Annotated in this window: 17 protein-coding genes and 1 pseudogene; 4 read left to right on the forward strand and 14 right to left on the reverse strand. The window is 63.9% G+C overall.

The window, feature by feature from the left end; all coding sequences use genetic code 11:
• Nucleotides 1–59: 59 nt before the first annotated feature.
• Nucleotides 60–686 (forward strand): response regulator transcription factor, encoded by a 627-nt coding sequence (locus L6D64_RS07330; protein WP_176506032.1) that lies wholly within the window; start codon nucleotides 60–62, stop codon nucleotides 684–686.
• A 44-nt stretch (nucleotides 687–730) separates the two neighbouring features.
• Here L6D64_RS07330 and L6D64_RS07335 read toward each other — a convergent pair whose 3' ends face one another.
• From L6D64_RS07335 to metG, 8 genes and pseudogenes are all read right to left on the reverse strand, one after another.
• Entirely contained in the window at nucleotides 731–907 is a 177-nt protein-coding gene (locus L6D64_RS07335) for a PA3496 family putative envelope integrity protein (protein WP_027918964.1), read from the reverse strand.
• A 104-nt stretch (nucleotides 908–1,011) separates the two neighbouring features.
• Nucleotides 1,012–1,650, reverse strand: a complete 639-nt coding sequence (gene nth / locus L6D64_RS07340) for an endonuclease III (RefSeq protein WP_054885856.1) — start codon at nucleotides 1,648–1,650, stop codon at nucleotides 1,012–1,014.
• A gap of 4 nt (nucleotides 1,651–1,654) precedes the next feature.
• Complete coding sequence (locus tag L6D64_RS07345) at nucleotides 1,655–2,173, reverse strand: Rnf-Nqr domain containing protein (protein ID WP_176506033.1); 519 nt, start codon at nucleotides 2,171–2,173, stop codon at nucleotides 1,655–1,657.
• Nucleotides 2,166–2,768 carry an RnfABCDGE type electron transport complex subunit G gene (locus L6D64_RS07350; RefSeq protein WP_176506034.1) on the reverse strand — a complete coding sequence of 201 codons (603 nt, stop codon included), beginning with the start codon at nucleotides 2,766–2,768 and terminating at the stop codon, nucleotides 2,166–2,168. Before L6D64_RS07350 ends, L6D64_RS07345 begins: the two co-directional genes overlap by 8 nt.
• Nucleotides 2,765–3,736 carry an RnfABCDGE type electron transport complex subunit D gene (locus L6D64_RS07355; RefSeq protein ID WP_176506047.1) on the reverse strand — a complete coding sequence of 324 codons (972 nt, stop codon included), beginning with the start codon at nucleotides 3,734–3,736 and terminating at the stop codon, nucleotides 2,765–2,767. The genes L6D64_RS07350 and L6D64_RS07355 overlap by 4 nt, the downstream gene beginning before the upstream one ends.
• A gap of 25 nt (nucleotides 3,737–3,761) precedes the next feature.
• Nucleotides 3,762–4,400, reverse strand: a pseudogene (locus tag L6D64_RS07360) (RnfABCDGE type electron transport complex subunit B); the annotation flags it as partial.
• Nucleotides 4,397–4,945: an Rnf-Nqr domain containing protein gene (locus L6D64_RS07365; RefSeq protein WP_236192362.1), complete on the reverse strand. Its 549-nt coding sequence runs from the start codon at nucleotides 4,943–4,945 to the stop codon at nucleotides 4,397–4,399. The pseudogene L6D64_RS07360 and the gene L6D64_RS07365, both read right to left, overlap by 4 nt.
• Before the next feature lie 89 nt (nucleotides 4,946–5,034).
• Entirely contained in the window at nucleotides 5,035–7,074 is a 2,040-nt protein-coding gene (gene metG, locus L6D64_RS07370; RefSeq protein ID WP_054885852.1) for a methionine--tRNA ligase, read from the reverse strand.
• Nucleotides 7,075–7,230: 156 nt separating this feature from the next.
• On the opposite strand from metG, the gene apbC reads away from it, so the two are divergent.
• On the forward strand, nucleotides 7,231–8,325 hold the full coding sequence (apbC, locus tag L6D64_RS07375; protein WP_054885851.1) for an iron-sulfur cluster carrier protein ApbC: 1,095 nt from the start codon (nucleotides 7,231–7,233) through the stop codon (nucleotides 8,323–8,325).
• Nucleotides 8,326–8,527: 202 nt separating this feature from the next.
• Here apbC and L6D64_RS07380 read toward each other — a convergent pair whose 3' ends face one another.
• Nucleotides 8,528–8,737 (reverse strand): cold-shock protein, encoded by a 210-nt coding sequence (locus tag L6D64_RS07380; RefSeq protein WP_003254922.1) that lies wholly within the window; start codon nucleotides 8,735–8,737, stop codon nucleotides 8,528–8,530.
• Between the two features lie 328 nt (nucleotides 8,738–9,065).
• Here L6D64_RS07380 and dcd point away from each other — a divergent pair, with 328 nt between their 5' ends.
• Together dcd and L6D64_RS07390 are read left to right on the forward strand one after the other, a co-directional pair.
• Nucleotides 9,066–9,632 carry a dCTP deaminase gene (dcd, locus tag L6D64_RS07385; protein WP_003254920.1) on the forward strand — a complete coding sequence of 189 codons (567 nt, stop codon included), beginning with the start codon at nucleotides 9,066–9,068 and terminating at the stop codon, nucleotides 9,630–9,632.
• Between the two features lie 99 nt (nucleotides 9,633–9,731).
• Nucleotides 9,732–9,959 (forward strand): hypothetical protein, encoded by a 228-nt coding sequence (locus tag L6D64_RS07390; protein WP_099815169.1) that lies wholly within the window; start codon nucleotides 9,732–9,734, stop codon nucleotides 9,957–9,959.
• Nucleotide 9,960: 1 nt separating this feature from the next.
• Here L6D64_RS07390 and pdeM read toward each other — a convergent pair whose 3' ends face one another.
• From pdeM to L6D64_RS07415, 5 genes are all read right to left on the reverse strand, one after another.
• On the reverse strand, nucleotides 9,961–10,620 hold the full coding sequence (pdeM, locus tag L6D64_RS07395) for a ligase-associated DNA damage response endonuclease PdeM (protein WP_176506036.1): 660 nt from the start codon (nucleotides 10,618–10,620) through the stop codon (nucleotides 9,961–9,963).
• On the reverse strand, nucleotides 10,617–13,067 hold the full coding sequence (locus tag L6D64_RS07400) for a ligase-associated DNA damage response DEXH box helicase (protein ID WP_176506037.1): 2,451 nt from the start codon (nucleotides 13,065–13,067) through the stop codon (nucleotides 10,617–10,619). The genes pdeM and L6D64_RS07400 overlap by 4 nt, the downstream gene beginning before the upstream one ends.
• Nucleotides 13,068–13,135: 68 nt before the next feature.
• Entirely contained in the window at nucleotides 13,136–14,251 is a 1,116-nt protein-coding gene (locus L6D64_RS07405; RefSeq protein WP_176506038.1) for a succinylglutamate desuccinylase/aspartoacylase family protein, read from the reverse strand.
• A gap of 98 nt (nucleotides 14,252–14,349) precedes the next feature.
• Complete coding sequence (locus L6D64_RS07410; RefSeq protein WP_176506039.1) at nucleotides 14,350–16,008, reverse strand: ATP-dependent DNA ligase; 1,659 nt, start codon at nucleotides 16,006–16,008, stop codon at nucleotides 14,350–14,352.
• Nucleotides 16,005–17,021, reverse strand: coding sequence for a ligase-associated DNA damage response exonuclease (locus L6D64_RS07415; RefSeq protein WP_176506040.1), 1,017 nt, complete (start codon nucleotides 17,019–17,021; stop codon nucleotides 16,005–16,007). The genes L6D64_RS07410 and L6D64_RS07415 overlap by 4 nt, the downstream gene beginning before the upstream one ends.
• Between the last annotated feature and the right edge of the window lie 11 nt (nucleotides 17,022–17,032).

A 17,032-nucleotide genomic window follows, 5' to 3' on the forward strand; every position in this document is an offset into this window, starting at 1 on the left:
GTTCTGCTCGGTTATTGTGAAGCCGTCGTCAAAGTAAAATAACGAATGATGGATATCGTATGAACAAAGTCCTTATCGTGGATGATCATCCGGTCATACGCTTGGCAGTGCGCATGCTGATGGAGCGGCATGGGTACGATGTTGTCGCGGAAACAGACAACGGCATAGCGGCCTTGCAGCTCACTCGCGAACACCTTCCCGACATTGTCGTACTGGATATCGGCATCCCCAAGCTCGACGGCCTGGAGGTCATTGGCCGGATGGCCGCAGCGAGTCCTGGCAGTCGTGTGCTGGTACTGACCTCGCAGGCGCCCGGGCATTTCTCCATGCGCTGCATGCAAGCGGGCGCCGCTGGCTATGTATACAAGCAGCAGGAGCTCACCGAGCTGCTGAGCGCCATCAAGGCTGTGCTCTCTGGTTACAGTTATTTCCCGAACCAGGCCTTGCACAAGTCACGTGGCCGGGTTGGAGGAGTAAACGAAACGGAAATGGTCGATCGCCTGTCTGCCAGGGAGATGATGGTCCTGCAGCAGTTGGCGCGGGGACGCTCCAACAAGGAGATAGCCGACAGCATGTACCTCAGCAACAAGACGGTCAGCACCTACAAGACGCGCCTGTTGCTGAAGCTCAATGCCCATTCACTGGTGGACCTGATCGAGCTGGCCCGCCGCCATGGCCTGAGCTGAACCAGCCATGGACAAAGCCTCCGCAAGGGAGGCTTTGGTGGGGGCTAAAGGTCGTAGTCGAAATCGGCTAGTTGCCGTTGCAGGCGTCGCTCTTCGAGGAGGTTGTCAATGGTACGACGCTTGCTCAGGTTGGTTTTCGCGGTTTCTACCTGAGGCTCCGCTTCGTCGTCAGCGGTAGCAAAGTCATCTTCGATCGACAGGTCGTCTTTATCGGTACTCATGAGTCGCTCCAAGCCAAAGGGCCATTGGCCGTCCTTATAACGAGAAAGCGATGTCCGGTAAAAAAGATTTTTTCAATCGCAACGCAGCCATTTTTGCTATTGGCTCAATCGTCGCAGGTCTTGTGCTTGTATTCGCACAGATCTTCGATGCGGCAGCTGCCACAACGAGGCTTGCGTGCCTGGCACACGTAGCGGCCATGCAGGATAAGCCAATGGTGAGCGTCGAGCAGGTAGTCCTTGGGTACGAACTTGACCAGTTTCTTCTCGACTTCCAGCACGGTCTTGCCAGGCGCGATACCGGTGCGGTTGCTGACCCTGAATATGTGCGTGTCCACCGCCATGGTTGGCTGGCGGAAGGCGGTGTTGAGCACCACGTTGGCGGTCTTGCGCCCAACGCCTGGTAACGCCTCCAGTGCTTCTCGGGTTTGCGGCACTTCGCCGCCGTGGCGCTCGATCAGCAGGCGGCACGCCTCGATGACGTTCTTGGCCTTGCTGTTATAGAGGCCGATGGTCTTGATGTATTCGCTCAGCCCCTCGACACCCAGCGCGTAGATGGCCTGCGGTGTATTGGCGACCGGAAACAGGCGTGCGGTGGCCTTGTTGACCCCGACATCGGTGGACTGTGCGGAAAGCGTCACGGCAACCAGAAGCTCAAAGGGGGTGGTGTAAGCCAATTCCGTTTTCGGATCGGGATTGTCTTCGTGCAGCCTGCGAAAGATCTCCAGGCGTTTGGCGGCATTCATGGTTTCAACGCTTTCCTTGACGACGAGTGAGGGTGAGGCAAAGCCGATTGTACAAGGCCAGCAGCGCGCCGAGCAGTAGCAGCCCACCGGATGGCAGGTGGGCCAGGTGCATGCCTGCGAACGCCTCCAGCCACTGGCGCGCCGCGCCAAGCAGCAGGCAGGTGAGCAGCAGGCCACTCAGATGACGTAACAGATGCCGCCAGCGCCCTGCTGTTGGCAGCAACCTGTCGACGGCAAGGCACTGCAGGCAAATCAGCGCCGGATAAAACCCAAGCGTCTGCGCCAAGGGCAATGCCCAGGCACGTAGGGCCAATTGCAGGCAACTGCCAAGCGCAGCCAGCAGCAGCAGGCTTGCCAGCCAGTACCTGGCGCCGCTGAGTGATGCCCGCAGCGGGCCAAGCAAGGCTTGGTGGAGAAGGATCATCACCCACATGGACGCGGCGATGGCCAGTGCATGGGTGACAGTGCCAGTCGCGCCAAGCAGCGGAGCCAGGCCGGTGATCAGCAGGCAGAATCTATTCATGGGGAGAGGTTCCAAGCAGTTCGCTGCGATGCTGATCAAAAAACCGCAAGGCCTCCTGCTGGGCATCGATGACGGCCCGGGACGTAACGGTCGCGCCGGCCAACTGATCGAAATCGCCCTGGTCGCGTCTGATTGCCCAGCGGTCGCCAAGACCGTGCTTGGCAAACTGGTTCAGCCAGCCAGACTGCGGATCGGCAATCTGGCCGCCCAACCCAGGGCTTTCCTGCTGTTCGACCACCCGAGTGCCGATCAGGCGGCCATCGGCAGCGATGGCGATGGCCAGCTTGATGGGGCCGGCATAGCCCTGCACCTGGCTCACCAGCACGATGGCTGTTGGCAAAGTCCCGTGGCTCGCGCGATAAGCCGCGAGTACCTTGCTGTGCTGCGGCTGTTCGGCGGGCAATGGCAACGCGCTGTCCAAAGGGCGGTTGTCGTAGCTTTGCGCGGGCAGCACCGCCAGCAACTGGCTTGCCTGAAGCTGGCGCTCGGCATCGATGATGGCCGGGCGAGTCCAGTGCTGCCAAGCCAGCGCTGATGCGATGGCCGACCCGCCGACGGCAAGGAGCAAAAGGCTGCTGCGCACGGGCGCGATCATGGCGCAACCTGTTGGCGCTGCAAGGCGAACCGATCCAGCGCGGGCACCGCCAGGTTCATCAACAGGATGGCGAAGGCCGTGCCATCCGGGTAACTGCCCCAGGTGCGAATCAGGTAGATCAGCGCGCCTGCGCCGAAACCGAACAGCAGCCTGGCCAGATTCGCCCTTGGGCCGGACACCGGCTCGGTGGCGATGAAGAACGCTGCCAGCATCGTTGAACCGCTGAACAGATGCAGCAGTGGCGAGCCGTTCGAATCCGAACCGGAGCCATTCCAGGCCAGCAGGCTGAACAGGAGAAGGCCACCCAGCAGCCCTGCCGGGGCATGCCAGCTGATCACCTTGCGCTGCAAGAGAAACAGCCCGCCGAACAGCAAGGCCAGATTGATCCATTCGCTGCTGCGACCGCCCACATTGCCGAAGCCGGGGTGACTGGCGAACAGTTCGTCGAGGGTCAGGCTGCGGTTGTGGCGCAGGCCATCGAGAATGGTCGGCCCCGCCCAGGCATCAATCTGGCCGCCCCCGCCAGCCACCTGCTGCAGGCTGTCGACAAAGCCAATGGCGTGGTTGGGCCAGTGGTTCATGTGCAGCGGAAAGTTCAGCAGCACGAAGGCGTAACCGACCATGGCCGGGTTGAACAGATTGCGGCCCACTCCGCCAAAGGCCTGCTTGCCGACACCTATGGCAATGCCTGCTGCTGTCACTGGCACCCACCAAGGCGCCTGTCCGGGTAGGGCGATGGCCAGCAACACGGCAGTCACCAGGGCACTGCCATCGTTCAATGCCGGTAGAACAGGCTGGCGACGCACAGCCAGCAAGGCCGCTTCGCAACACAGCGCACTGCTGGCACACAGCAACAGGCTGAACAGGACTCCCCAGCCCTGTGTCCAGAGGGTGGCGAGCAAGCCGGGTATGCAGGCCAGCAGCACCAGGCCCATGGCTGCGCGTAGCCGTGGGTCAGGGCTTGCCATGTTCATGCCCGGCGCCTGTGGGCAGCGCATCGGCAGCGGCGCTTTTCTGCGCCCTGATGCGCTCCAGGGCGGCCTTGATCGGGTCTGCCGTGCCTTGTGTGGCTTCGGCCGTACGCGCCAGGCGCTGCGCCTCACGGCGCGCGATGTCGCGTTGCAGGCGGGCGTTTCGCTGTTGGTGGCGCTGGCGCGCCTGATCGCGGCGCTGGCGGCGGGCCTGCAGTTGTTCGGGAGAATGAGCCAGGCCGCTGACGATCGGTACCACCCCTGCTGGTAGTGGCTGCATCTCGATGCAATCGACCGGGCAGGGCGCCAGGCACAGGTCACAGCCGGTGCATTCGCTGGCAATGACCGTGTGCATCAACTTGGCGGCGCCGACGATGGCATCGACCGGGCAGGCCTGGATGCACTTGGTGCAACCGATGCATTCGGCTTCGCGAATGTAGGCGACCTGGGGCGGTGCGCTGCCGCGCAGCGGGTCAGGCGCAAGCAATGGCTGCTTGAGCAGCGCTGCCAGCGCAGCGATGGTTTCGCTGCCACCTGGCGGGCACTTGTTGATGGCCCCGCCCGCAGCCAGTTCTTCGGCGTAGGGCCGACAGCCGTTGTGGCCGCATTTGCCACATTGGGTTTGTGGCAGCAGGGCATCGATGCGTTGAATCAAGTTCATTGAATGAAAAGTCCGTTGAATCCGCAGAACGCCAAGGCCATGACGCCTGTACCGATCAGGGTAATCGGCAAACCGCGCAGCGCCGCCGGTACTTCCGCCTGCTGGCTGCGCTGGTGCAGGTCGTCGAACAGCACCAGCGCCAGCCAGAAGCCAATGCCGGCCGATGCCCCCCAGCGCAACGTAGCAAGCAACGAGGTTTCCTCTCCCGTCACTTGCAGCGTCAGGCCGAGCAGCAAGGCGTTGCCCAGCAATGGCAATGCAAGCCCGCTGGTGGGCCACTGCGGTCGCAACCTGCGCAGCACCTTCGGTACGCCCCATGCCAGCAATGCCAGCCAGGGCAACAGCAGGAACAGGCGCAGGTCCTGCAACTGCCAGGGCGCCACGATGAGCCGTTCGAGCACTTGCCCGCCGCTCGCTCCGAGCACTATGGACAGGGCCCCCGCCAGGCCACAGACCTGCAGGCGCAGGCGACTTGACGGCTGTGCTTGCACAAGCAGGTGGCTGACCAGCGCAGCGCTGAAGAGGATCAGCATGGAGTCGTTCATGTGAATGACGATAGCTGGGAATCGCCTGGAACGTCCGGCGTTGGTGCTGCAGATGGAACTGCCCCGGCGGTAAGGCCGGGGCAGAAGGCTTACTTGATGCGCTGACCTGGCTTGGCGCCACTGTCAGGGCTGAGCAGGTAGATCTCTTCGCCGCCAGGGCCGGCTGCCATGACCATGCCCTCGGAGACGCCAAAGCGCATTTTGCGCGGCTTGAGGTTGGCCACCATCATGGTCAGGCGGCCTTCCAGCTTGGAGGGATCCGGATAGGCCGACTTGATGCCGGAGAACACGTTGCGGCGCTCGTCGCCGATATCCAGGGTCAGCTGCAGGAGCTTGTCGGCGCCGGGCACGGCTTCAGCCTTGACGATCAGTGCGACACGCAGGTCGACCGCGGCAAAGGTGTCGAACTCGATTTCGGCAGACAGCGGGTCCTTGGTCAGCTCGCCGTTGCCGGCGGGTGCCTGGGCTTCGGCGGCCAGCAGGTCTTCCTTGCTGGCAGCGACCATGGCTTCGACCTTGGCAGGTTCGATACGGCTCATCAGTGCCTTGAACGGGTTCAGCTGGTGGTTTTCCAGGCGCGATTGATGGTCGTTCCAGGTCAGTGGCGCGACGTTGAGGAATGCCTCGGCATCGGCGGCGAGCAGCGGCAGCACGGGCTTGAGGAAGATCACCAGCTGGCGGAACAGGTTGATGCCCTGGGCGCAAATGGCCTGGACCTCGTCCTGCTTGCCTTCCTGCTTGGCCAGCGACCAAGGTGCCTTGTCGGCGATCCAGGCGTTGGCGCGGTCAGCCAGGGCCATGATTTCACGCATGGCACGGCCGAAATCGCGGCCCTCATAGGCTTCGGCGATCGACGGGGCGGCGGCGAGGAAGGCCTCGGTCAGCTCCGGCGCAGCATCGCCAGCGACCATCACGCCGGCATTGCCCTTGTGGATGAAGCCGGCGCAACGGCTGGCAATGTTGACCACCTTGCCAACCAGGTCGGAGTTGACCTTCTGCACGAAGTCTTCGAGGTTCAGGTCGAGGTCGTCGACGCCACGGCCGAGCTTGGCGGCGTAGTAGTAGCGCAGGTATTCCGGGTGCAGGTGGTCCAGGTAGGTGCGGGCCTTGATGAAGGTGCCGCGCGACTTGGACATCTTGGCGCCGTTGACGGTCAGGTAGCCGTGCACGTTGACTGCAGTCGGCTTGCGGAAGCCGGCACCTTCGAGCATGGCAGGCCAGAACAGGGCGTGGAAGTTGACGATGTCCTTGCCGATGAAGTGATACAGCTCGGCCTTGGAGCCTTCGTTCCAGAACGCGTCGAAGTCCAGCTCCGGGCGGCGTGCGCACAGGTTCTTGAAGCTGGCCATGTAGCCGATTGGCGCGTCCAGCCAGACGTAGAAGTACTTGCCCGGCTCGCCCGGAATCTCGAAGCCGAAGTACGGCGCATCACGCGAGATGTCCCACTCCTGCAGGCCGGAATCCAGCCATTCGGCAAGCTTGTTGGCCACGGCGTCCTGCAGGGTTCCGCTGCGGGTCCATTGCTGCAGCATGGCCTGGAAGTCAGGCAGCTTGAAGAAGAAGTGCTGGGAATCGCGCAGCACCGGCGTGGCCCCGGAGATGGCCGACTTGGGGTTCTTCAGTTCAGTCGGGGCATAGGTGGCGCCGCATTTCTCGCAGTTGTCGCCGTACTGATCCTCAGCCGCGCATTTCGGGCAGGTGCCCTTGATGAAACGGTCGGCCAGGAACATGCCCTTTTCGGGGTCGAAATACTGGGTCACCGAACGGGTGGCGATGTGCCCTGCGTCGCGCAGGCGGCCGTAGATCAGGCCTGACAGCTCGCGGTTTTCGTCACTGTGGGTGGAGTGGAAGTTGTCGAAGTCCACCAGGAAGTCGGCGAAGTCACCACTGTGCTCGGCCTGGACATTGGCGATCAGCTGCTCAGGGGTGATGCCTTCCTTCTCGGCACGCAACATGATGGCCGAGCCGTGGGCGTCGTCGGCGCAGACGTAGATGCACTGGTTGCCGCGCAGTTTCTGGAAGCGCACCCACATGTCCGTCTGGATGTACTCCAGCATATGGCCAAGGTGGATGGATCCATTGGCATAGGGCAGGGCGCTGGTAACGAGAATCTGACGTGGCTCGGACATGGTGGCTCGGCTACTTATCTGGCTCGGGTAAAAATGAGGGTGATCGGCCACTATAAAGGGCCGGCGAAGATATTTCACCCCAAGCACGCATCTGCTGACGATTGACGGGTTAGGATAGGCGTCTGTTTCGTACTCAGTTTGCCAATGGGAGTGTCCATGAGTGCCGTCACCCGTGCCGCCGTCGAAGGCGTGCTTCGCCAGTACACCGACCCCTATCTGAATCAGGACCCGGTCAGCGCCGGTTGCGTGCGCGCCATCGACATCCAGGGCGGGCAAGTCGCTGTGCAGTTGCAACTGGGCTACGCCGCCGGCCTGTTCAAGAACGGTTGGGCCCAGGTGCTGCAGACCGCGATCGAGAATCTCGACGGCGTCAGCTCGGCCCAGGTGTCGATCGACTGTGTCGTCGCCGCCCACAAGGCCCAGGCCCAGGTACCGGCCATGGCCAACGTCAAGAACATCATTGCCGTGGCCTCGGGCAAGGGCGGTGTCGGCAAATCGACCACCGCGGCCAACCTGGCCTTGGCCCTGGCCCGTGAAGGCGCCCGCGTGGGCATTCTCGATGCGGATATCTACGGCCCCAGCCAAGGCGTGATGTTCGGTATCGCCGAGGGTACTCGCCCGCAGATCCGCGAGCAGAAGTGGTTCGTGCCGATCAAGGCCCATGGCGTGGAAGTGATGTCCATGGCGTTCCTCACCGATGACAACACGCCGATGGTCTGGCGTGGGCCGATGGTATCGGGAGCGCTGCTGCAGCTGGTGACCCAGACCGCCTGGGACGACCTGGATTATCTGGTCATCGACATGCCGCCGGGTACCGGCGATATCCAGCTGACCCTGGCGCAGAAGGTGCCGGTGGCCGGTTCGGTGATCGTCACCACGCCACAGGACCTGGCCCTGCTGGATGCCAAGAAGGGTGTGGAGATGTTCCGCAAGGTCAACATCCCGGTGCTGGGCGTGGTGGAAAACATGGCCGTGCACATCTGCTCGAACTGCGGCCATGCCGAGCACCTGTTCGGCGAAGGCGGTGGCGAGAAGCTGGCGGCGCAGTACGGCGTCGACCTGCTGGCCTCGCTGCCGCTGTCGATGCTGATCCGCGAGCAGGCCGACAGCGGCAAGCCAACGGCGATCGCCGAGCCGGAAAGCCAGATTGCCATGGTCTACCAGGAACTGGCCCGCCAGGTGGGCGCACGGATCGTGCTGCAGGAAGCAGCGGCGCCGGCGATGCCGAGCATCACCATCAGCGAGGACTGAAACCTGTGGGAGCGGCCTTGCGTCGCGAAAGGGGTGCGAAGCGCCCCCAATATGTGTGCATCAGGCAAGTATAGCTGGGGCCGCTTTGCGGCCCTTTCGCGACGCAAGGCCGCTCCCACAAGGCCGCGGATATTTTTCAGTCAGGCATAAAAAAACCCGCCAGAAGGCGGGTTTTTTTGAAAGCTAGGAAGCTGAGATCGACTTAGGCGATCTGAACTTCTTCAGCCTGCATGCCTTTCTGGCCGCGGGTAGCGACGAAAGTAACAGCCTGGCCTTCTTTCAGGGTTTTGAAGCCGTCAGCTTGGATGGCTTTGAAGTGCACGAACAGGTCATCGCCCGACTGAGGGGTGATGAAGCCGTAGCCTTTCTCATCGTTGAACCACTTAACAACACCGGATTGACGGTTGGACATTTTTCTGTCTCCTTGGACAATTTGATAACGGTCAGGAAAAACCCTGGCCGGGACTGAGCGCAAAGAGAGCAGAAAATTCAGCGATGGGCCGATCAGGATCGTGCATCAAACTAGAGATTCTCGGTGTCACGTGCAGCACAGTGGCGCCACCTTACCCCACTTTCCACGAGCTGCCAATGGTCTGTGAACGCTTTACGCAAATTCGGATCGACGGCGGCTGCAACCCCCGTCCGGCGCGGGATGGGGCACTGGAACTTTAACCCGGGCGCCGGGACCGGTAAGATGCGCGTCTGGATTTTCCCCTCGCAACTCTTCAGGACACCCCGCCATGAGCATCAAATCGGACAAGTGGATTCGCCGCATGGCGCAGGAACACGGCATGATCGAACCGTTCGTCGAGCGCCAGGTGCGCGGCGAGCAGGACAACCGTGTCATCTCCTTTGGCGTTTCCAGCTACGGCTATGACGTGCGCTGCGCCGACGAATTCAAGGTGTTCACCAACATCAACTCGGCCACCGTCGACCCGAAGAACTTCGACGCCGGCAGCTTCGTCGACATCAAGAGCGACGTGTGCATCATCCCGCCGAACTCGTTCGCCCTGGCTCGCACCGTCGAGTACTTCCGCATTCCGCGTGATGTGCTGACCATCTGCCTGGGCAAGAGCACCTACGCCCGTTGCGGCATCATCGTCAACGTCACCCCGCTGGAGCCGGAGTGGGAAGGCCACGTGACCCTGGAGTTCTCCAACACCACCACGCTGCCGGCCAAGATCTACGCCAACGAAGGCGTGGCGCAGATGCTGTTCCTGCAGTCCGATGAAGAATGTGAAGTGTCGTACAAGGACCGGGGCGGCAAGTACCAGGGGCAGCGCGGCGTCACCCTGCCACGCACCTGATCCGACGAGCGCAGGGAATTAGTTTCCCTGATGGCACTCCAACAGGTTGAACAGTGCCGATACGTATGCAGCGTGTCGGCCCTCGTCCAGGAGCTGCCAATGAAACTCAACCCCGCAATCAGTGCGAAGCTGGCTGTACTGCAGCCCAACCAGATCGGGTTGCTGGCCTGGTCACTGCTGGCGCACCCGCTGCCCGTGCAGGCTGGCGGCGTGCCGCACCAGCCTGATCCTGATACGCCGCAGCCGCCAGAGCCCGGTGAACATCCCCCGATGGAGCCCGGTGAGCCAACCCTTCCCGACGAGCCACCACCGTCTCCTGTCGCCTGACTCAGGTGGCCAGCGCCCAGACCTGGTCGCCTCCAGCCAGGAAAACCCGCGTATCGGAACCTGGCTCGACCAACCAACCACCGGTGAACTCACCGAACGCCGGGAGCAGGCTGACCTGAGCATCGATCAGGAAGCACGGCAGCCTCAACCTTTGCCGCGCCCGCCCTCGCAGCACGAACACCGGATGCACGTGCCCGGCGAGTACCGGGTGGCTGGGGTGCGGCGTCGGTTCGTGCTGCAGGGCAAAGGGCGCCAGCAACAGGGGTTCGTCTACGACTTCGATCCCCAGTTGCACCGGCGGATCACCGGCGTGGCGATCATGGTTACCCCGCACCAGGACTACCCGCATCGCGCTGTGGCGGGCTCTCCATGCCTGCAGGCTGGCCTGCGTCGCCGGCGCCAGGGCAGCGCGGGCATGCAGGAAGTCGCCGAGGATGATCAGCTGCTCGCAGGCGTAGCTGTGCAGTAATCTATCCAGGCGTGCCAGGGTGGCGCTGGTGGTACCACGCGGAACGGGTTGATGCAGTGCCCGGTAACTGGCTGCCTTGCCGATATGAACGTCGGCCACCAGCAAGGTGCGGCGGGCCGGCCAATAGATGGCCTTGTCCGGAAGCAGCCATAGTGTTTCGCCACAGTGTTCGACAGGCAGATGGGTAGTCATGGCCGGTTTGCCGCTTTTTCCAGGTCGGTCACCATCCGTGCAATGCGGTCCGCCAGCTTTTCCGTGCTCAAGGTCTCGCGCATGCCTTCGACCAGCAGGGCGAATGCCAGGGGGCCAGGCCGTTGCAGCATGCGCAGGTCCAGTTGCAGGTTTTGCATCTTGAGCAACTGCCGGTGCAGGCGCTCGATCTCCAGTTCTTCGTTCAGTACTTCATCGCGCGCCTGGCCGAGCAGCAAGTTGCTGGCGTCGTGTTTGCGGAATACTTCATAGAACAACCCGCTGGAAGCCTGAATCTGTCGGGTGCTCTTTTGTGCGGCCGGGTAGCCGCCGAACACCAGCCCGGCAATCTGGGCGATTTCGCGGAAGCGTCGCAGCGCCATTTCGCCAGCGTTCAGGCTGGCCAGCACGTCCTCCAGCAGGTTGTCGCCCGACAGCGCGTCTGGCAGGCAGCTGGCCCAATCCACGGTGCTGGGGCTGAGCAGTTCGAAACCATAGTCGTTCACGGCGATGGATACCGACAGTGGCTGCACCCGGCTTACCCGCCAGGCGATCAGGTTGGCCAGGCCCAGGTTGGCCATGCGCCCGGCAAACGGGTAGAGGAACAGATGCGAGCCCTGGCGTGATCCCAGTGTTTCGGCCAGCAGTGTGCCGCGGGTGGGCAAGGCTGACCACTTCGACTGCAAGGCCAGCAGCGGCCGCACGGCCTGCATCTCCGGGCCGTGACAGGCCCCATGCGCCGCAGCATCGAGTTGTTCGACCACGGCGTCGGCCAGCTCGCTGGACAGTGGCATGCGCCCGCCATTCCAGCGCGCCACGGCGGCCTTGCGCGCGGTGCTGCGGCGCACGTAGGCGGTCATCCCTTCTACCCGTACCAACTCCAGGACCCGCCCGGCAAACACCAACGTGTCGCCGGGGCGCAGGCGGGCGATGAAGGCTTCCTCGACACTGCCCAGGTGCTTGCCGCCCCCACCCTTGCTCCAATACTTGAGTTGCAGGCTGGCGTCGCTGACGATGGTGCCGATGCCCATGCGGTGACGCCTCGCCAGGCGCTCGCTGGCCACCCGCCAGACCCCGTCGGGGTGCGCCTCGACACGCTGATAGTCGGGGTACGCCGTCAATGCGTGGCCGCCGTGATTGACGAAATCCAGCGCCCATTGCCACTGGCTGTCACGCAGCTCACGGAACGCCCAGGTACTGCGGACTTCCGCGAGCAGTTCGTCAGGCCGAAAGCCAGCGCCCAGGGCCATGCTGACCAGGTGCTGGACCAGCACGTCCAGGCACAGGCGCGGCGAGCGGCGCGCTTCGATATGGCCGGCGGCCAGGGCTGCCCGGGCGGCGGCAGCCTCCACCAGCTCCAGGCTATGGGTGGGCACCAGGGTGACGCGTGAGCGGCGCCCCGGGGCATGGCCAGAGCGCCCGGCGCGCTGCATGAGGCGGGCAATGCCTTTGGCCGAACCGATCTGCAGCACCCGTTCGACCGGCAGGAAGTCCACCCCCAGGTCCAGGCTGGAAGTGCATATGACGGCCTTGAGCGTGCCCTGCTTGAGGCTCTGCTCGACCCAGTCGCGGGTCGCCCGGGCCAGCGACGCATGATGCAAGGCAATCTGCCCGGCCCAATCGGGGCGGGCGTCGAGCAGGGCCTGGTACCACAGTTCGGCCTGGGCACGGGTGTTGGTGAATACCAGGCTGCTCGAGCTGGCGTCGAGTTCATGGGCTACCTGGTCGAGCATCTTCAGGCCCATGTGCCCGGCCCAGGGGAAGCGCTCGATGGCATCGGGCAGCAAGGTGTCGACCAGCAGCTGTTTGTCCTGGCGACCTTTCACCAGCAGTCCACCGCCCGGCAACAGCACGTCGAGGGCGTGCGGCAGATTGCCGAGCGTGGCCGACAAGCCCCAGGTGATCAGGCCCGGATGCCAGCGGCGCAGGCGGGCCAGGGCCAGTTGCAGCTGAACGCCGCGCTTGTTGCCAAGCAGCTCGTGCCATTCATCTACCACCACCAGGCGCAAGCTGGCGAAGTCTTCGGCGGCCTGGGCCCGGGTCAGCAGCAGTGTCAGGCTTTCCGGCGTGGTGATCAGCACGCTTGGCAGGCGCCGGGCCTGGCGAGCGCGCTCGGCACTGGCGGTATCGCCGCTGCGCACGCCGACCGTCCAGTTCAGGCCGAGCTCATCCACCGGCGCTTGCAGCGCGCGCGCGGTATCAGCGGCCAGTGCGCGCATGGGGGTGATCCACAGCACCTGCAATGCGGCCGGCTGCCGCCCGCTGGCGGGTGTGGCGAAGGCGCGCAGTGCAGCCAGCCAGACCGCATAGGTCTTGCCCGCCCCGGTGCTGGCATGCAATAGACCTGATTCGCCACGTCCGACTGCTGCCCATACCTGGCGCTGGAAGGCGAAGGGTTGCCAGCCGCGGGCGGCGAACCAGGTATCGGCGAGGTTGGAAGCGGCGGGCATGGGGGCGAGCAGTCCTGCGCAGGCTGTGTTTCTACAGACCACTCGCCGCACGCTTTGGTTTTAACCGATCAGTTGGCCAGCAGGTAGCCGCTGCGCAGCACCTGCTCGCCGGCGACATGGGCGATGACCATGCCGGCCGTGGCCATGCGCCGCACGCTGCGGGCGTAGAGCAAGCCAGGCTGGCTGTTGCGCACGGCCGTCACCCTGTCGCTGAGCGGGTCGATGACTTCAGCGATCAGTTGCCCGGCCTCCAGCTGCTGACCGGGGCGGGCGTGATACACCAGCAGCCCGCCAAGGGGCGCTGCCACGGGTTCGACAGCGGCCAGTGGGGTGGCCGGCCGTGGCAGCTCGGGCAGTGGGTGGGCCGTGCCTTCGATGACGCCAGCGTGGGTCAGGTAGTCGAGAATCGCCTGGCAGTCCCGGCTGGCCAGGTCATGGCTGACGTCGGCCTGGCCCCGCAGTTCTACGGTGACCGAGAGGCTCCCCAGCGGGATCGGGAAGTGCTTGCCAAAGCGCTGCTGCAGCTGCCACCAGACCAGGCTGAAGCATTCGTCGAACGATTGCCCGCCGGAGTCGGTGGCCAGCAGGCTGGCCTGGGCACCCAGGTAGCGGGCCAGTGGCTCGACCTGCGGCCAGGCTTCCGGGGTGGTATAGAGGTGCTCGACCGCTTCGAAATCACAGTGCAGGTCCAGCACCAGGTCGGCATCGCAGGCCAGCCGTTGCAAGGTCAGGCGCTGCGACTGCAACGGCGTGCGCGCCGGGTGGGCATCCAGGCCACGCCGCAGGTACTCGCGGATCAGCGCCACGTTGTGCGCCGGGTCCTGGCTCAGATGACCTTCGATCTGGTCGCCGATGCTGTCGGACAGGTCGACGAAGTTGCGGTTGAAGTTCTCGCCGCTCTGCAGTTCGAAACGGCCCAGGGGCGCATCCAGCATCACCTGTTCCAGGCCGACCGGGTTGGCCACCGGGACCAGGATGATTTCGCGCAGCAGGCGACCCTGCTGTTCCAGCTCGGCGAGGCGACGCTTGAGATGCCAGGCGACCAGCATGCCGGGCAGCTCGTCGGCATGCAGCGAGGCCTGGATATACACCTTGGCACCACCCCGTGGGCCGAAGTGGAAGCTGTGCAATTGGCGGGAAATGCCCGGTACGGGCGAGAGCAAGTCGTGGGTTGAATGGTGCATGTGGGTCCTGGCTGCGTGGCGAAAACGTTCTGCGACACGGGTCGGCACAAAGATAGAAGCATAATTTCCGTAACCGCGCCTCACCGTGAGGCCTTCTTTCAGACCAACAATGCCTGCAGGCTTGCCAGGTCGTCGGCTTCATCGACCGGTTTGTCCAGGCGCCAGCGCAACATCCGCGGAAACCGCACGGCGATACCGCTCTTGTGGCGCTTGGACAGCGCGATGCCCTCGAAGCCCAGCTCAAAGACCAATGTCGGGGTGACGCTACGCACCGGCCCGAAGGTTTCCACCGTGGTCTTGCGAATGATCGCATCCACCTTGCGCATCTCTTCGTCGCTGAGCCCGGAGTAAGCCTTGGCGAAGGGCACCAGCGCGCGGTCGGGCGTGCCCGCCGGCGCATTCCACACGGCGAAGGTGTAGTCGCTGTAGAGGCTGGCACGGCGGCCATGGCCGCGTTGGGCGTAAATGAGCACCGCATCGACGCTGAACGGGTCGATCTTCCACTTCCACCACAACCCCATGTCCTTGGTCCGGCCCACGCCGTACAGCGCGTCACGCTGCTTGAGCATCAAGCCCTCCACACCCAGGTTGCGCGATTGCTCGCGTTGCCGCGCCAGTTCGCGCCAGTCGTTGCCCTCGAGCAGTGGTGAAAGCAGCAGGGGGGCCAAGGGATGTTCTGCCAACAGGCGCTGCAGTTGCTGGCGCCGTTCATGTTGAGGCCGGCTGCGCCAGTCCTCACCTTGCCACTCCAGCAAGTCATAGGCTTGCAGTACCACCGGGGCGTCCGCCAGCAATTTCTTGCCCAGGGTCTTGCGGCCGATGCGCTGTTGCAGCACGGCGAACGGCTGCACTGCCGGTACGCCGGCATCGACGCCGGGCTTCCAGACCAATATCTCACCGTCGAGCACCGTACCATCGGGCAGGCTTTCGGCCAGGCTGTGCAGCTCGGGAAAGCGCTCGGTGACCAGTTCTTCGCCTCGGGACCAAACCCACAGCTGGCCATCACGCTTGACCACTTGAGCGCGTATGCCATCCCACTTCCATTCGATCAGCCAGCCAGCCGGAGGCCCGAGCAGCGCTTCGAACTGCTCGGGCGGTGCCTGCAGGGCGTGAGCGAGGAAGAAGGGATAAGGTTGGCCACCCCGCTGGCTATGTTCATCACTGGATTCTTCGGCGATCAGCCGATGGTAGCTGGCGGCTGTCGGGCGGTGGCCAATATCGGTATAGCCGACCAAGCGCTGGGCCACGCGCTTGGCATCGAGGCCCGCCAGTTGCGCCAGGGCGCGCGTGACCAGCAGCTTGGACACACCGACGCGAAAGCTGCCGGTGATGAGCTTCAGGCACAGCATCAGGCTGGGGCGGTCCAGCTGTGCCCACAGCGGCGGCAGGCGTCGCTGGATTTCCTCTGGCGGCAGGCCGCGCAAGGGCAACAGATGAGCTTCGACCCAGTGTGCCAGGCCGTCTTCGCTGGCATGGAAGGCTTGCGGCAACAGCAGCGAGATGGTTTCGGCCAGGTCGCCGACTGCCTGGTAACTCTCTTCGAACAACCAGTCGGGCAACCCCGCCAAGGCCGTGGCCAATTCGCGTAAGACGCGGGTCGGCACCAACTGGCGCGGACGCCCGCCCGCCAGGAAGTAGACGGCCCAGGCAGCATCTTCGGCGGGCGCTGCAGCAAAGTAGTCACGCAAGGCTTCGAGCTTGGCGTTGCTGGAGGTGGTCGCATCCAGGCGCAGGTACAGTTCGGCGAAGGCTTTCATTCCTCGGGCTCCGTGGCTGTGATGTCATCCTCTTCGCCGTATTCGGTCACGAAGGCACGGGCATCCAGGCCTTGTTCGTTCAGGTAGCGCACCAGCACATTCACTGACCCGTGGGTGACCATGACCCGCTCGGCACCCGTCTGCTCGATGGCCCACAGCAACCCCGGCCAGTCGGCGTGGTCGGACAACACGAAGCCACGGTCGACACCACGCCGACGGCGGGTACCGCGCAACAGCATCCAGCCGCTGGCAAAGGCATCGCTGTATTCGCCGAAACGGCGCATCCAGCTACTCCCGGCAGCGGAGGGCGGCGCCAGGATCAATGCCTGGCGCAGCAGCGGGTCGTTGCGCGGGACCTCACCGGCATAGCGGGTGGTCGGCAGCTGCACACCGGCTTCGCGGTATACCCGGTTCAGCGGCTCGACAGCGCCATGCACGAGGATCGGCCCGATGTCCGGGTCCAGGCCATGGAGAATTCGCTGAGCCTTGCCGAAGGCATAGCAGAACAGCACGCTGGCCTTGCCTTGTTCACAGTTGCTCCGCCACCAGGCATTGATCCCGGCAAAGATATCCGCCTGGCTGGGCCAACGGTAGATCGGCAGGCCGAACGTGGACTCGGTGATGAAGGTATGGCAGCGCACCGGCTCGAAGGCTGTGCAGGTGCCGTCCGGTTCGACTTTGTAATCACCCGAAGCGACCCACACTTCGCCTTGGTACTCGAGACGCACCTGTGCCGAACCCAGCACATGGCCGGCCGGGTGCAGGCTGAGGGTGACGCCGTGATGCTGGATGCGTTCACCGTAGGGCAGGGTCTGCAGGTCGATGCCTTGGCCCAGGCGGCTGCGCAGGATGCCGGCTCCGGGGGCGGCGGTCAGATAGTGCTGATTGCCGGTGCGGGCATGGTCGCCATGACCGTGGGTGATCACGGCGCGCTCGACCGGACGCCAAGGGTCGATATAGAAGTCGCCAGGCGGGCAGTACAGGCCTTCGGGGCGGGCGATGACGAGGTCCATGGCAATGCCTG

The sequence above is a fragment of the Pseudomonas urethralis genome (assembly GCF_021602465.1).
In the GTDB taxonomy this organism is placed as follows: domain Bacteria; phylum Pseudomonadota; class Gammaproteobacteria; order Pseudomonadales; family Pseudomonadaceae; genus Aquipseudomonas; species Aquipseudomonas vlassakiae.

What these genes read in the sequence shown, in the direction of transcription:
- L6D64_RS07405 (WP_176506038.1), bottom strand. Translation starts at nt 14,251, where the DNA reads ATGCACCATTCAACCCACGACTTGCTCTCGCCCGTACCGGGCATTTCC.
- L6D64_RS07400 (WP_176506037.1), bottom strand. Translation starts at nt 13,067, where the DNA reads ATGCCCGCCGCTTCCAACCTCGCCGATACCTGGTTCGCCGCCCGCGGC.
- pdeM (WP_176506036.1), bottom strand. Translation starts at nt 10,620, where the DNA reads ATGACTACCCATCTGCCTGTCGAACACTGTGGCGAAACACTATGGCTG.
- L6D64_RS07410 (WP_176506039.1), bottom strand. Translation starts at nt 16,008, where the DNA reads ATGAAAGCCTTCGCCGAACTGTACCTGCGCCTGGATGCGACCACCTCC.
- L6D64_RS07415 (WP_176506040.1), bottom strand. Translation starts at nt 17,021, where the DNA reads ATGGACCTCGTCATCGCCCGCCCCGAAGGCCTGTACTGCCCGCCTGGC.
- L6D64_RS07365 (WP_236192362.1), bottom strand. Translation starts at nt 4,945, where the DNA reads ATGAACGACTCCATGCTGATCCTCTTCAGCGCTGCGCTGGTCAGCCAC.
- apbC (WP_054885851.1), top strand. Translation starts at nt 7,231, where the DNA reads ATGAGTGCCGTCACCCGTGCCGCCGTCGAAGGCGTGCTTCGCCAGTAC.
- L6D64_RS07380 (WP_003254922.1), bottom strand. Translation starts at nt 8,737, where the DNA reads ATGTCCAACCGTCAATCCGGTGTTGTTAAGTGGTTCAACGATGAGAAA.
- L6D64_RS07335 (WP_027918964.1), bottom strand. Translation starts at nt 907, where the DNA reads ATGAGTACCGATAAAGACGACCTGTCGATCGAAGATGACTTTGCTACC.
- dcd (WP_003254920.1), top strand. Translation starts at nt 9,066, where the DNA reads ATGAGCATCAAATCGGACAAGTGGATTCGCCGCATGGCGCAGGAACAC.
- metG (WP_054885852.1), bottom strand. Translation starts at nt 7,074, where the DNA reads ATGTCCGAGCCACGTCAGATTCTCGTTACCAGCGCCCTGCCCTATGCC.
- L6D64_RS07330 (WP_176506032.1), top strand. Translation starts at nt 60, where the DNA reads ATGAACAAAGTCCTTATCGTGGATGATCATCCGGTCATACGCTTGGCA.
- L6D64_RS07350 (WP_176506034.1), bottom strand. Translation starts at nt 2,768, where the DNA reads ATGATCGCGCCCGTGCGCAGCAGCCTTTTGCTCCTTGCCGTCGGCGGG.
- L6D64_RS07345 (WP_176506033.1), bottom strand. Translation starts at nt 2,173, where the DNA reads ATGAATAGATTCTGCCTGCTGATCACCGGCCTGGCTCCGCTGCTTGGC.
- L6D64_RS07390 (WP_099815169.1), top strand. Translation starts at nt 9,732, where the DNA reads ATGAAACTCAACCCCGCAATCAGTGCGAAGCTGGCTGTACTGCAGCCC.
- L6D64_RS07355 (WP_176506047.1), bottom strand. Translation starts at nt 3,736, where the DNA reads ATGGCAAGCCCTGACCCACGGCTACGCGCAGCCATGGGCCTGGTGCTG.
- nth (WP_054885856.1), bottom strand. Translation starts at nt 1,650, where the DNA reads ATGAATGCCGCCAAACGCCTGGAGATCTTTCGCAGGCTGCACGAAGAC.